Genomic DNA, 14154 nt, shown 5'->3' with positions numbered 1-14154 from the left:
GGGTCCTCGAACCGCTCACTTGATTCGCTGGAGGTTGATCATGTTTCGTCGGCTGACCCACCTGCTGGGTAATGTCAGCGTCACCCTCAAACTGGTGCTGGGCTTTGGCCTGGTACTGCTCCTGAGCATGGCCATCACCTTGATCGGCTGGCAGGCGCTGAACGCCTCGCTCTACCGATCACAGACGTTGACGGCCTTATCGCAGTTGGGCCTGATCGGTGAAGAAATGCGCGCCGAACGCATTGTGTTCCGGGTGACCGGCCATACCGCCAGCCTGAATAAATTCGGCCTGGCGATGGACAAGGTCGGCCAACAGCTGGCAGCACTGAGCCTGCGACTGAAGGACCCGGTCAATCTGCAACAGGTGCAGGACGCCACCAGCAAGGTCAGCGGTATCAAGAGCATCCTCCAGGGGCTGGGAACGTCCATGGACCAGCGTGAGAACGCCCGCGAACAGCTCAAGCGCAGTGCCAGCAATGCCAGCGAGGTACTCGCAGAACTGGCCAGCGACCTGCCCGACCAGAACGACGAAAAGGCTCTGGACGCCATTGAACACCTGCGCCAGGCCATGGAGCAGGCCGAGGATCGCGCCCAGATCCCTGCCTGGGCCGCCAACACCCTGGACAGCTATGCCGAGACGGCCCTGAGCGCGGTCCAGGCTCTGGATCAGGCGCAGGCTGCGGTACTGGCATTGCCCGTGAATGGCACCCACCTGAAAAACACCTTGCTCAACTACCGGGCCAGGCTAGTCAGCCTCAAGGATGCGCAATTCAATACAGAGACGGCACAAAACAGCATTGAAAGCCTGGTGGACGAGATGCTCGCCCAAAGCGACCTGCTGACTCTGGATCAAATACAAAAACGCGATCAGGAGGCCAATCAGGCACGCGATGTGATACTGGCGCAGAGCGGTGCCGCGATGCTGTTCGCAATGTTGGCCGCCTGGCTGATCGCCGGGCAGATCGTCAGCCCGCTGCGCCAGACCTTGCAGATGGCCAACAGCATCGCCCAAGGCGACCTGAGCAAGAACCTACAGGTGTGGCGACGGGACGAACTGGGTCAATTGCAGAACAGCTTCTCGCAAATGACCGTCAACTTGCGCAACCTGATCAGCGGGATTGGTGACAGTGCCCGACAAATCGCCAGTGCCGCCGAGCAGCTATCTGCGGTCACTGAACAGACTCGGGCCGGGATCAATCATCAAAAAGAGGAAACCGAGCAGGTGGCCACGGCCATGAATGAAATGCTCGCCACTGCCCAGGAAGTCGCCCGCCATGCGGAGCAAGCCTCCATTGCCGCCAGAGAAGCCGACCAGCAGGCAGGTGCCGGAGACCGGGTGGTCACCGAAGTCATTACCCACATCGAACACCTGGCCCAGGAAATGAGTCGCTCCAGCTTGGCGATGCAAGGCCTGCAACGGGAAAGCCAGAAGATCGGCAGTGTATTGGAGGTGATCAAGTCCGTGTCCCAACAGACCAACCTGCTGGCTCTCAATGCTGCTATCGAAGCTGCCCGCGCCGGGGAAGCAGGCCAGGGCTTTGCAGTGGTCGCGGATGAAGTCCGCAGCCTGGCGCAGCGTACCCAGCAGTCGGCGGAAGAAATCGAAGAACTGATTGGTGGCCTGCACAACGGCACCCAACAGGTGGCCGACAGCATGGACAACAGCCGCAATCTTACCGACCACAGCGTCAGCCTGACCCGTAGCGCCGGAGATGCCTTGTTCGAGATTGCCCGTACAGTGGCGGTGATTCAGGAAATGAACCCACAAATAGCGGCGGCGGCCGAAGAGCAAAGCGCTGTGGCCGAGGAGATCAATCGCAGTGTGTTGAGAGTTCGGGATGTCTCGGAACAGACGGCAGCAGCCAGTGAACAGACGGCAGCCGCGAGCATTGAGTTGGCAAGGCTGGGAGCGGATTTGCAGGTGTGGGTGGGCAAATTCAAGGTGTGAGGACTACGCCCCGTTGCAGCTGTCGAGCACCAGCTGCTACGCAGGGAATATGTGCGAGCTTTATAAAACCTGGCGTAAAAACGCCTGGGCCCGGGGATCCTTCGGCGCATCGAAGAACTGCGCCGGAGCCGCATCCTCCAGCAGTTTGCCGTGATCAAAAAACAACACCCGGTCCGCCACTTCCCGGGCAAAGCCCATTTCATGGGTCACACAGACCATGGTCATGCCTTCAAGGGCCAGGGTTTTCATGACGTCCAGCACTTCGCCGACCATTTCCGGGTCCAGCGCCGAGGTGGGTTCGTCGAACAGCATCACCTTGGGCTCCATGGCCAGTGCCCGGGCAATCGCCACGCGCTGCTGCTGGCCGCCGGAAAGCCGCGATGGAAACTCATTGGCTTTCTGGCCAATCCCGACCTTTTCCAGCAAGGCCAGGGCCTTGACCTCGCTTTCTTTCTTGCTGCGCTTGCGCACAACTTTTTGCGCCAGGCAGAGGTTTTCCAGCACGGTCATATGAGGAAACAGGTTGAAGTGTTGGAACACCATGCCGACTTCACGGCGATAGGCGTTCACATCGGTCTTGGGGTCGGCCAATTGCAGGCCGTCGATGCTCACCGATCCCGAATCGAACTCCTCCAGGCCATTGAGGCAGCGCAGGAAGGTCGACTTGCCGGAGCCGGACGGGCCGATCACCACCAACACTTCGCCCTTGGCCACTTGGGTGGTGACATTATCCACCGCGCGGACCACCTGTCCCCGAGTATCGAAGACTTTTACCAGATCGCGAACTTCAATCACTTTGCGCGAGCCTCCGCTCAAGCCGGCTGGCCATTTTTGACAGCGGCAGGTTGATCAGCAGGTACAAGCCTGCAACGCAGAACAGGATCTCGAAGGGCGAAAACGAGGTGGTGATCACTTCGCGGCCGCTCTTGAGCAATTCGGTAATGGCGATCACCGACACCAGGGACGTGTCTTTGACCAAACTGATAAATTGCCCGGCCAACGGTGGCAATACGCGCTTGAAGGCTTGCGGCAGCACCACATGGCGCATCGACTGGCTGGCACTCAGCCCCAGGGAACGGGCAGCTTCGTTCTGTCCACGGACGATCGACTGCACGCCGGCACGGACGATTTCAGCCACGTAGGCACCGGTGAACAGCGACAGCGCGGCAATCCCGGCGAATTCCCGGGACAGGTTGAGCACCGTGCCGATGAAGAAATAGAAAATGAAAATCTGCACCAATAACGGCGTACCGCGCACCAACTCGACATAGATCGTCGACAGATCCCGCAAGGTCGGGTTATTCGACAAGCGGCACAGCCCCGTTGCCAGTCCAATCAACAGACCGAGAATGCCGGACACCACCGATAGCCACAGGGTGGTCCACAAGCCCCACATCAACGGGCCGGCGGCCCAATGCCGGGTGACACCCATCACATCACCCTCGGCCACATCATCACCACTCGACACTTGCAGGCTGTTACCAGCCACGGTCAGGTGTTGCTCGACGCCTGCATCGTTACGCAGTGTGACTTCGGCCACATCGCCCTTGCGCACCAACTCGACGACGGTGGAAATGTCCGCGGCACGCTGAGGCTCTTCAGCTTCATATACGAAGTATTGCGGCACGCGGTTCCAGCGCCATTCATAGGACATCAGCGTCGTAGCGTAGTACAACGCGCCAGCCAGGCCGACCAGGATCAGCAGGGTCAGCAAGTGCCAGGGCCATTGGGCTTTTTTCTGTTTCATTTCATATTCCGGGAGCGATCAACCGCATTAGCTTTACTCCATGTCCTTGAGCCAATCGGAGCTCTTGAACCACTTGTCATGGATACGATCGTAGGTGCCGTCGCTTTTGATCTGGTGCAGGAAGTTATTGATGAAGTTGAGGCTGTCGTAATCGCCTTTCTTCAAACCAAAGGCCAATGGCTCGTAGGTAAAGGGTTCATCGAGAAACACCAGCTTGCCATTACCGACTTTCTTCTCTGCAACTACGTTGTACGGCGCATCGTAGACAAAAGCATCGGCCTTGCCGTTGACCACGTCGAGCACACCTTCCTGCTCATTGTCGTAGCCGTGGTACTTGGCCTTGGAGATCAACTTCTTGGCGACCATCTCGCCAGTGGTGCCGAGCTTGGAGGTCAGGCGGTACTTCTCGTTGTTCAGGTCTTTGTAGGACTTGATAGTGCCTTCCAGCTCCTTGCGAATCAGCAAGGTTTGGCCGACGACGATAAAGGGTTCGCTGAAGTTCAGGCGCAGGTTGCGTTCCTGGGTCAGGGTCATGCCGCTGCCGATCATGTCGAACTTGTTAGTCAGCAAAGCCGGGATGATGCCGTCATAAGCCGTGGAAACCGGTTCTAACTTGACGCCCATGGACTTGGCCATGGCCTTGAGGATGTCGACTTCAAAGCCGATGATTTCGCCGCGCTTGTTAGTCATCTGGAAAGGCATGTAGGTCGGGTCCATGCCGACTTTAAGCGTTCCACGCTTGACCGCATCGTCGATGGCGCCGGCCTGGGCCGCATTGACCGCCACCAGCGCCGAAACGCCCAGCAATAGCATCGAAAGATACTTTTTCATCTCAAGTCCCCTGAACTCATTTTATTGTGAGGTTGGCGCGCAAAGGGCTGCACCCTACCAGGGGTGCGATGCTAACTCACTCGCCCAATAGCACAAAGGTCTAGCCTGAGTTTGTTGGTGGATATGATAGAAAAAACTCGCAAATAAAGTGACGACCAAAAAAGCAGGCTACTTGCCCCGCAAGCCTCCCCTTCCTCGATCAGTCAATCTCCCCCAGCCAGTCCATGTTCTTGAACCACTTGTCGTGCAGACGATCGTAGGTGCCATCCTGGGCAATCTGATTAAGGAAGTGATTGATCCAGTTGAGGCTGTCGTAATCACCTTTTTTCAAGCCAAACGCCAGGGGCTCGTAGGTGAAGGGTTGCTCCAGGGCCAGCAGTTGGCTGTTTTCCGGCCGGGTAATGGCAATCAGGTTATAGGGCGCGTCATGGATAAAAGCGTCGGCCCGACCCTCGACCACTTGGCGAACCGCCTCTTCGGCGGTTGGAAAGCTGCGCAACTGTGCAGTGCCAAGAAACCTTTTCGCCGCCGCTTCTCCCGTGGTGCCATCGGTTGCAACGATTCGGTAACCCGCTTCGTTCAAATCTTCGATGCCGTCAACCAGGCCCGCCAGCCGCGGGTGTATAAGCACTGTCTGCCCGACAATGATGAATGAATCGCTGAAGTTGAGCTGGAGGTTGCGCTCTTGGGTCACCGTCATTCCGCTGCCGATCATGTCGAACTGGCTGGCCATCAACCCCGGGACCAACTCGGTATACGCCACCGACACCAGTTTCAACTTCACTCCCAGGGCCTTGCTCATCTCCCGCAGCAGGTCGATTTCAAAGCCGATGATGCGCCCGCGTTTATCCGTCATTTCGAAGGGTACATAGGTGGGCGTGGTGCCAACTTTCAATACCCCGCGCCGAACAGCCTCATCAATGGCCCCGGCCTGCGCCAGGTAACTGTGAGAAAACACAACGATGCCAACCAGCAGCATCGACAAATACCTTCTGATCATGAAATGCCCCTGTTGCGTTAAGCACCCGCGCACCACCTATGCACCCTGCGGTGCAAACCAGGAGAGGACGAGTCAGATTTGGGGGGCGATCCTACCCCACTCCCCGGCCGGGAAGCGTGGTTCAACGAAAGGTATTTTGTTTCTAGATAACAATGAGTTAGCGCAACTAAAGGCGTTGTAGGAAGACTGCGTCAAACGCCCCCGAGGCGGTATCCCGGGGGCGTCGGAATCAGGCTGGTAGCACCTGGGACGACTGCGGTTTCAGAGGCAGCAACGGTGCATGGGGATCAGCCTTGACCGATGCCCGCCAGGCGGCCAGCCATTCGGCGTGACCTTCGCTCCAGACCTGATCATGCAAGCGCGCCAACACTACCGGGTCGCTGAGCAAGGCAAGGCGTTCGCTGTTGTTGAGACCGGCAGGCCCAACCTTCAGTGCATGCCGAAGTCGCTCGGTGCGCAGCCATTCAATCGGCTCCGCCTGGCCATGGCGAGAAGTTGCCAGGGCACAGGCCAGGGCGTTCTGCTGGGGATCGACCACCGCGCGTACAAAACCGTCGCTGAGCGCATGCCAACGGTTTTCGTGGGTGTACTGGTCGGTCGACAGCAGGGCTTGAGGCGGATTGTATTCCTCAGGGATCAGGAACAGGCTCTCATCACGGGACTTGAGGCCCAGCTTGACTCTGCTTGAGATCACCGAGACCGGGATCGACAGCATCAGCGAACCCACAATCGGTACCAGCCACCACAGGAAGCTTGGGTTCAACCACACCACCAGCAGTGCCCAGAAAAAGCCGAGCAAGGTCTGTGGACCATGGCGCTTGACGGCCTCACTCCACGGCGTGGAGTCGTCGTCACGTTGCGGCGAATTCCAGGTCGCGGCCCAGCCCAGGAACGCGGCGAGCACGAAGCGGGTGTGGAAAATCATCCGCACCGGCGCCAGCAGCATGGAGAACAACATCTCCAGCAGCATCGACAGGGTCACCTTGAACTTGCCACCGAACTCTTTCGCGCCCTTGGCCCAGATCAGAATGATGCTCAGCAATTTAGGCAGGAACAGCAGCACGACAGTGGTGGAGAACAGCGCCACTGCCTTCTCCGGATGCCATTGCGGCCACAGCGGGTACAACTGCCGGGGCGCCATGAAGTACTGCGGCTCCATCAGCGTGTTGACCGCCAGCAGGGCCGTCGACAGCACCAGGAAGAAGAACCACAACGGTGCTGACAGATAAGACATCACCCCGGTGAGAAACACCGCACGGTGCACCGGGTGCATGCCCTTGACCAGGAACAGGCGGAAGTTCATCAGGTTACCGTGGCACCAGCGACGGTCACGCTTGAGTTCATCCAGCAGGTTCGGCGGCAACTCTTCGTAGCTGCCAGGCAAGTCGTAGGCAATCCACACGCCCCAGCCGGCACGGCGCATCAGCGCAGCTTCAACGAAGTCGTGGGAAAGGATCGCACCGGCAAATGAACCTTTACCCGGCAGCGGCGCCAGGGCGCAGTGCTCGATAAAGGGCTTCATGCGGATGATCGCGTTGTGGCCCCAATAATGGGATTCACCCAACTGCCAAAAGTGCAGGCCAGCGGTGAACAGCGGGCCATAGACGCGAGTGGCGAACTGCTGCATGCGTGCATACAGGGTGTCCATGCCCGACGCCCGTGGCGCGGTCTGGATGATCCCCGCATCCGGGGTGGCTTCCATCAAGCGTACCAGGCTGGTCAGGCATTCGCCGCTCATGACGCTGTCGGCGTCAAGGACCACCATGTACTTGTAGTCACCGCCCCAACGACGGCAAAAGTCGTCGAGGTTGCCGCTCTTGCGTTTGACGCGACGCCGCCGCCTGCGATAGAAAATCTTGCCGAAACCGCCGGCCTCGCGGCAGACGTCAAGCCAGGCCTGTTGTTCGGCAATGCAGATATCGGCGTCGTTACTGTCACTGAGGACGAAGAAGTCGAAGCGATCCAGGTCACCGGTGGCGGCGACCGATTCGAACGTCGCGCGCAGACCGGCAAATACCCGGGGCACATCTTCGTTGCAGATCGGCATCACCAGAGCAGTACGAGACTCTTTCGGAATCGGCTCATCACCGGAGCTGGCGCCGGAAATGCGGTACTTGTCGTGACCGGTGAGCAGCTCCAGAAAGCCCATCAGCGCGGTCCAGAAACCCGCCGAAACCCAGCAGAACAGGATGCCGAACAGAATCAGAATACTGGTCTGCAAGGCGTAGGGCAGTACCTGGGTGGCCGTCTGCAGCAAGGTCTGGTTGCGGATCTCGTCCATATCGACGAATGACCAACCCTGGTAAGGCATGATGCCTTTCATATACCAGCCCGCCACAATCGTCTGGCCAAGCATCAGCACCAGCAAGATATAGCGGCGGATCGAACCGACGGTACGCCAGCGGGCGGCCGGCAGCACACGCTCATCTTTGGGCGGCGCCGCAGGATTGGTGCGACCGGTCAACCGGCGCCAGCCACGCACCAGGATATTGGTGCGCCACGGCTCAGGCACCACCTTGGTCCGACGGATCGGCGGCGTGGCCTTGAGGCAGACCCGACCACTGGCATCCAGCACCAGCATTTCGGCATCTTGCAGCTCTTCGGCACTGTTGAGGACCAGCCGGCGACCCACCGACGCCTGGGCAGCGTCGAGGGGGGTATCGAAGGTCGCAGACGACAGACGCTCGTGCAGTTCGGCGAAGGAGGAGCAGCCCGCTAATTCGGCGCGCTGCTCATCGGTCATCGGGAGATGCGCCAGGTACTCACTCAGAGTCTCTGGCCGGGCTGGGGAATTACTCATCGGCAGGCAACTGATAGCTCCAGGTCTCGCTCAGGACTTGTTCAGTCTTGGCCGGTTCCGGTGTGGCTGGGGCTGCAGCTTCTGGCTGCTTGGCATCCTTGTCTTTCGCCTCTTTGGTGTCTTTCTTGGCCTGCTTGGCCAAAACCTTGTCAGCCTTGAGTACCTGGTTAGAGACCTTCTCGGGCTCAGGATTGACAATGTCCTGCACCAGGGCCGCACGCATCTCGGTGGGCTTGCCAGCATCCTTGATCTTAAGACGCAGGGTCAGGCGCCAGCCTTGGGTGTGCGGGTTGTAGCGAACGCTGTTTTCGACGAGCTCGGCGTTGTCGCCGACGCTGACCTGGCTACGAACCGGGGCATCTGGCAGCAGCTTCTTCAAGGCAGGGCCTTCGAAGTCCACCAGGTAGGCCACGCTGCCATCCGGTTGGCGGATCAGGTTCGACTGCTTGACGTCACCGGTCGAACGCAGGGTTTGCTTGACCCAGGAACTGTCGGGCGAGTGATAGGCCGCGTCGTCCAGGGTCCAGTGCAGGCGGTAGCTGACATCCAGCGGCTTGCCTGGCTCTGGAAGTTTTTCCGGGCTCCAGAACGCAACGATGTTGTCGTTGGTTTCATCAGCGGTCGGGATTTCCACCAGGTCGACGGAACCCTTGCCCCAGTCGCCTTCAGGCTCGATCCAGGTGCTTGGGCGCTTGTCATAGTTGTCGTCGAGGTCTTCATAGTGGCTGAAGTCACGACCCCGCTGCAGCAAGCCGAAACCACGCGGGTTCTCCACGGTGAAGTTGCTGACCGACAGATGTTTGGGGTTGTTCAGTGGGCGCCAGATCCACTCGCCGTTGCCGGCATGGATCGACAGACCGCTGGAATCGTGCAGCTCACGACGGTAGTTGAGGACCTTGGAAGGCTGGTTGGCGCCAAACAGGAACATGCTGGTCAACGGGGCGATGCCCAGTTTGGTGACCTTGTCGCGCAAGAACATCTGGGATTTGACGTCGACCACGGTATCGGTGCCCGGACGCAGGATCAGGCGATAAGCGCCGGTCGCTCGCGGCGAATCCAGCAAGGCGAAGATCACCAGGTGCTTGTCGCCCGGTTTTGGCCGCTCGATCCAGAATTCGGTGAAGCGCGGGAACTCTTCGCCAGACGGCAATGCAGTGTCGATGGCCATGCCACGGGCGGACAAACCGTACACCTGACCCTTGCCGACGACGCGGAAGTAACTGGCGCCGAGCATGGTCATGATTTCGTCTTGCTTGTCCTTCTTGTTGATCGGGTACAGGACACGGAAACCGGCATAACCTAGCTGTTCGGTTGCCTTGGGATCAACCTTGACGTCACCGAAATCGAAACGCGCCGGGTCGTATTTGATTTCATGGACACTGTCGGCGGTGACTTCGTTGATCTTCACCGGCGTATCAAAGTGCATACCCTGGTGATAGAAGGACAGTTTGAACGGGGTTTTCTGATCGGCCCACTCGGCTTTTTCGCTGCGAAAACGAATTTTCTGGTAGTCAGCGAATTTCATTTCGCGGAATTCGTTTGGCAAATTGCTGCGCGGAGCTTCGTATTTCTGACCGGCCAGCTCTTTTGCCTTGGCCGACACATCATCCAGACTGAATGCCCACAGCTGACCCGCGCCAAGCAGGCAAAACAGGGCAGAGCCCGCTACCAGGGCGTTTCGTAATCGTTTGGCAGACAACTTTGGTGCATTACAGGGACTAACAATCACGAGCAACCCTCGCCGAAAACAGATCAATAAACCAACGGCCAGCTATCTATATGCCAGGTTGGCGAGCATTGTTCCGACTCCCGTGGGACAAAATGATTCCCCAATAGTTGCCGGACAAGTCTCTACCTAAGTCAAAAATGGACCAAACAACGCTGGACCCCGTAGCGCGCGATTATCTAGTAGCCTGCGAGACAACGCATCAGGGAGAGCGAAGTATTTATAGCGAAAGCCTACGTTTTCAGGCTTTAAAAGTCGTTTTTAGTGCGTTCAAGTCTGTAACAGGAAGGTGACAGGCCCATCATTGACCAAATGCACCTGCATGTCCGCACCAAAACACCCCGAGGCTACCGTGCCATGCAATTGTTGCGCTTGTAGCAGCAGGTAGTCGAAAAGTGCCTCTCCCAAGGCCGGCGCCGCCGCCGTGGAAAAGCTGGGACGCAGGCCACTCTTGGTATCTGCCGCCAAGGTGAACTGCGATACCAGCAGCAAACCACCGCCGATATCTTTCAAGGACAGGTTCATCTTGCCTTCGTCGTCACTGAACACCCGATAGTTAAGCAGCTTTTGCAGTAGTTTATCGGCACTGGCCCGAGTATCTGTAGGCTCGACGGCCACCAGCACCAGTAAACCCTGGTCGATCGCCCCCACAATCTCTCCCTCCACTTCGACCCGGGCGCCTCGCACCCGTTGCAAAAGCCCCTTCATGCTTCTTCAGGGGGCAGGTCGAGCAAGCGACGTGCCATCTGGCTCGCCGCGCGCACCAGTGCATCGGTAATCCCCGGCTCGGAAGCGGCATGACCCGCCTCGCGGATCACCTGCAACTCACTATTGGGCCAGGCCTGATGCAGCTCCCAAGCATTATCCAACGGGCAAATCATATCGTAGCGACCATGCACGATCACGCCAGGCAGATGGGAGATCTTGTGCATGTCACGGATCAGTTGATTGGGTTCCAGGAATGAGTTGTTGGTGAAGTAGTGGCATTCGATACGGGCAATCGACAGGGCGCGCTGGGGTTCGGAAAAACGCTCGACCGACTGCGGGTTCGGGCACAGGCCCAACATGCGGCCTTCCCAGGTGGACCAGGCCTTGGCAGCGTGCATCTGGGCAATCTGGTCGTTACCGGTCAGGCGCTTGTGATAGGCGCTGAGCAGGTCGTGGCGCTCTTCGTGGGCGATAGGTGCGACGTAGTCCTGCCAGTAGTCCGGGAACAGGCGGCTGGCACCGGCCTGGTAGAACCATTGAATGTCCTGGGGCCGAGCCAGGAAAATGCCCCGCACGATCAGGCCATGCACACGCTCGGGATGGGTTTGCGCATAGGCCAGGGCCAGGGTCGACCCCCAGGAGCCGCCGAACAGCACCCACTTTTCGATGCCCAGGTGCTCGCGAATCCGCTCAAGATCGGCCACCAGATCCCAGGTGGTGTTGTTTTCCAGGCTGGCCCGTGGGGTGGAACGACCGCAACCGCGCTGATCGAAGGTAACAATCCGATACATGTTCGGATCAAAAAACCGCCGGCTCTGGGCATCGCACCCGGCGCCGGGGCCACCGTGGATAAACACCACGGGCAAGCCTTCCGGGGAGCCGCTTTCGTCGACATACAGCACGTGGGTTTCGTCGACGGCCAGATCATGCCGAGCGTAGGGTTTGATCTGCGGGTACAAAGTCTGCATTGCGCGCTCCGTAAGGGTCGAGGTCATCCCTGAGGGGACGTCTATTATGTTGCCGTCTGGCATCATAAACCCGAATGGTGCAATGAGCATGTCCTTGACGCTTCAGGCCTGGGTCGACAGAACCTCTCGCAGGTGGCCCAGCAGGTACTCGTACAACCGGTCGACCTCGGCCACCTGCCCCCGCGCCCTCAAGCAACCGTGAATCAGCCCTTTGCCCGGATAAAGCGTGGCAGTCACCCCGGCTGCGCGCAGACGTTCGGCGTAAAGCATACCGTCGTCCCGGAGCGGGTCGAATTGGGCCACCGTGATCAGGGCCGGTGGCAAACCGCTGAAATCCGTGGCCAGTAGCGGCATGGCATAGGCCGAGGGTTTATCCGGCTTGTGCAGGTACAGCGCCCGGTAGTACTCGGTATCGGCGCTACTCAATAGCGGTGCGTCGGCGCAGTCGCGCCGGGACGGCAAGCCGTCGGGGCCGCCCAGGCCGGGATAAATCAGCACCTGGCCCCGGGGCAGCGATTGCCGGTCGTCCCGCAGGCCCAGGCACAGCGCAGCAGCGAGGTTGCCGCCAGCACTGTCGCCAGCCACCACAAGCTGCTCAAGATTGATGTTGCAGGGGGCTTCGCCTGACTGGATGGCCTGCCAAACCGCGCGGCAATCGTTGTACGCCGCCGGAAACGGGTGTTCAGGCGCCAACCGGTAATCAATGGCAATCACCAGCACCTGTAATGCACTGGCCAGCTCAAAGCAGATGAAATCATGGGAGTCCAGGCCGCCGACCACCCAACCACCGCCGTGCATATATAGAATGCACGGCCAGCCGGCTGCCGGGGTTGGCGCGACAGGTTGATAAGCGCGCACGCCGACACCGGCCAGGGCGAAGCCCGACACCCGCAACCCTTCCGGTAGCGCCGGGGTGAAGGCCTGGCACATGCGGTCGTAGCCCTGGCGCAGTCCGGCCAGCGACGTGTCGTCGCGGGCGAAGGACTCGGTGTTTTCGACGAAAGCGACCATCTGTGGGGAAATCGGGTACCGACTCATCTCTCACCCTCTGATCAGCGCAAGGCTCAAGCCTGGCGTACTGGTGACGCGCAGCCTGGGAGCGGTCATTGGCTCAGGGGTTGAGGCTGGCCTGCACTGCCGCCACGCCATCCTTGCCATCCAGCGTCGTCACACCCGCCAGCCAGCGCTGCAAGTCCTCGGGGTTGTCCCGAAGCCATTGCCTGGCGACGTCCTGCGGGGTCTTGCGCTCCATGATGGGTACCATCAACTGGCTTTCCTGGGCCGAGGTGAACGTGAGATTTTCCAGCAGGCGGTTGACGTTCGGGCAACGTTCGGCATAACCCGGGGCGGTGACGGTGGAGACGGTCGCCCTGCCCTCATCAGGGCCGAAGATACCTTCGCTGCCCGTCAGGTAAGCCATCTTCATGTTGATGTTCATCGGATGCGGGCTCCAGCCGACAAACACCACGAACGCCTTGCGGTTCACCGCCCGCTGCACCGCCGCCAGCATGCCCGCTTCGCCGGAAGCCACCAACTTGAAGCCGCCGAGGCCAAAGCGGTTACTGTCGATCATTTCCTGGATATCGGTGTTGGCGCCGCTACCCGGTTCGATGCCGTAGATCTTGCCGTCCAGTTGATCCTTGAAGCGGGCGATGTCGGCGAAAGTCTTCAGGCCCGCGTCGGCGACGTACTGCGGCACGGCCAGGGTGGCCTGGGCGTCGGACAGGCTCGGCGTGTCGAATACCTTGACTTGCCTCGCGGCCAGGAATGGGGCGATGTTGTTGTCCATCGCCGGTTTCCAGTAGCCGAGAAAGATATCCAGGCGCTTGTCACGGATACCGGCAAAGATGATCTGCTGCACGGCGCTGGTTTGTTTGCTGTCGTAGCCCAGGCCGTTGAGCAGCACGTCGGCCATGCCGGACGTGGCGACCACGTCGGTCCAACTGACTACGCCCATGCGTACGGTCTTGCAGGAGGCTGGTTCGACGGCCAGGGCGTTGGCACTGATCAGTGCGGCGCCGGTGAGGATCAACAGGTAACGGTTGAACAGTCTTTTCATCGAAGAGGTCTCACTCGGCAGTCGTTTTTATGAGGAGGGCGTCTGACGCGCCGTACCCACAACCTTACCCAGGGAGACCTTGATAAAAGCGACCTGTGGCGACAGGCTGTTGCACAGAGGCGACTGTGAGCTCGTCATCGCGTCATCGATATCGACACAACGTTCAAAACCCAGGCGACTGCTGCGCAGCCGATCGCAGGCTGCGCCAGCGGCTACAAGTGATCGGTGGTCGGCGGTCCCTGTAGCCGCTGTCGAGGTACGAGGCTGCGATAAGGGCCGCAGGACCTTCAACAATCTCAAGGCCCAAACGACTGCTGCGCAGCCGATCGCAGGCTGCGCCAGCGGCTACAAGTGATCGGTGATCGAC

At 59.4% G+C, this 14154-nt stretch carries 10 protein-coding genes and 1 pseudogene; 1 reads left to right on the top strand and 10 read right to left on the bottom strand.

Annotated features, from left to right (window positions below):
• Positions 1-40: 40 nt before the first annotated feature.
• On the top strand, positions 41-1948 hold the full coding sequence (locus GIR22_RS05160) for a methyl-accepting chemotaxis protein (RefSeq protein ID WP_154742283.1): 1908 nt from the start codon (positions 41-43) through the stop codon (positions 1946-1948).
• Between the two features lie 60 nt (positions 1949-2008).
• Here the strand turns inward: GIR22_RS05160 and GIR22_RS05155 are convergent, their stop codons facing one another.
• The 10 genes and pseudogenes from GIR22_RS05155 to GIR22_RS05110 all read right to left on the bottom strand — a co-directional run bounded on the left by GIR22_RS05155 (position 2009) and on the right by GIR22_RS05110 (position 13787).
• Positions 2009-2743: an ATP-binding cassette domain-containing protein gene (locus GIR22_RS05155; protein ID WP_178122097.1), complete on the bottom strand. Its 735-nt coding sequence runs from the start codon at positions 2741-2743 to the stop codon at positions 2009-2011.
• Positions 2736-3695, bottom strand: a complete 960-nt coding sequence (locus GIR22_RS05150; RefSeq protein ID WP_154742281.1) for an amino acid ABC transporter permease — start codon at positions 3693-3695, stop codon at positions 2736-2738. Before GIR22_RS05150 ends, GIR22_RS05155 begins: the two co-directional genes overlap by 8 nt.
• Before the next feature lie 33 nt (positions 3696-3728).
• Positions 3729-4526, bottom strand: coding sequence for a transporter substrate-binding domain-containing protein (locus GIR22_RS05145; RefSeq protein WP_154742280.1), 798 nt, complete (start codon positions 4524-4526; stop codon positions 3729-3731).
• 199 nt (positions 4527-4725) lie between these two features.
• The gene (locus GIR22_RS05140; RefSeq protein ID WP_154742279.1) at positions 4726-5526 is read right to left on the bottom strand and encodes a transporter substrate-binding domain-containing protein; all 801 of its coding nucleotides are present in this window, start codon (positions 5524-5526) and stop codon (positions 4726-4728) included.
• A 191-nt stretch (positions 5527-5717) separates the two neighbouring features.
• Positions 5718-8326: pseudogene (gene mdoH, locus GIR22_RS05135) on the bottom strand (glucans biosynthesis glucosyltransferase MdoH).
• A complete protein-coding gene (locus GIR22_RS05130) occupies positions 8319-10055 on the bottom strand; it encodes a glucan biosynthesis protein G (protein WP_343039636.1) in 1737 nt (578 codons plus the stop codon). The pseudogene mdoH and the gene GIR22_RS05130 overlap by 8 nt, the downstream one beginning before the upstream one ends.
• A 267-nt stretch (positions 10056-10322) precedes the next feature.
• Positions 10323-10760 (bottom strand): D-aminoacyl-tRNA deacylase, encoded by a 438-nt coding sequence (gene dtd / locus GIR22_RS05125; protein ID WP_154742277.1) that lies wholly within the window; start codon positions 10758-10760, stop codon positions 10323-10325.
• Entirely contained in the window at positions 10757-11728 is a 972-nt protein-coding gene (pip, locus tag GIR22_RS05120) for a prolyl aminopeptidase (RefSeq protein WP_154742276.1), read from the bottom strand. Before pip ends, dtd begins: the two co-directional genes overlap by 4 nt.
• A 102-nt stretch (positions 11729-11830) precedes the next feature.
• Positions 11831-12766: an alpha/beta hydrolase gene (locus GIR22_RS05115; RefSeq protein ID WP_154742275.1), complete on the bottom strand. Its 936-nt coding sequence runs from the start codon at positions 12764-12766 to the stop codon at positions 11831-11833.
• 73 nt (positions 12767-12839) lie between these two features.
• On the bottom strand, positions 12840-13787 hold the full coding sequence (locus tag GIR22_RS05110; protein ID WP_154742274.1) for a choline ABC transporter substrate-binding protein: 948 nt from the start codon (positions 13785-13787) through the stop codon (positions 12840-12842).
• Positions 13788-14154: the final 367 nt, after the last annotated feature.

It is taken from the genome of Pseudomonas karstica, assembly GCF_009707515.1.
Taxonomy (GTDB): domain Bacteria; phylum Pseudomonadota; class Gammaproteobacteria; order Pseudomonadales; family Pseudomonadaceae; genus Aquipseudomonas; species Aquipseudomonas karstica.
Note: the sequence above shows the minus strand (reverse complement) of the source record. Positions and strands in the feature narration are given on the sequence as shown.

Bases quoted from the DNA above. Each gene is read 5' to 3' on its own strand.
- pip (WP_154742276.1), bottom strand. From the start codon at position 11,728: ATGCAGACTTTGTACCCGCAGATCAAACCCTACGCTCGGCATGATCTG.
- GIR22_RS05145 (WP_154742280.1), bottom strand. From the start codon at position 4,526: ATGAAAAAGTATCTTTCGATGCTATTGCTGGGCGTTTCGGCGCTGGTG.
- GIR22_RS05110 (WP_154742274.1), bottom strand. From the start codon at position 13,787: ATGAAAAGACTGTTCAACCGTTACCTGTTGATCCTCACCGGCGCCGCA.
- dtd (WP_154742277.1), bottom strand. From the start codon at position 10,760: ATGAAGGGGCTTTTGCAACGGGTGCGAGGCGCCCGGGTCGAAGTGGAG.
- GIR22_RS05115 (WP_154742275.1), bottom strand. From the start codon at position 12,766: ATGAGTCGGTACCCGATTTCCCCACAGATGGTCGCTTTCGTCGAAAAC.
- GIR22_RS05150 (WP_154742281.1), bottom strand. From the start codon at position 3,695: ATGAAACAGAAAAAAGCCCAATGGCCCTGGCACTTGCTGACCCTGCTG.
- GIR22_RS05140 (WP_154742279.1), bottom strand. From the start codon at position 5,526: ATGATCAGAAGGTATTTGTCGATGCTGCTGGTTGGCATCGTTGTGTTT.
- GIR22_RS05160 (WP_154742283.1), top strand. From the start codon at position 41: ATGTTTCGTCGGCTGACCCACCTGCTGGGTAATGTCAGCGTCACCCTC.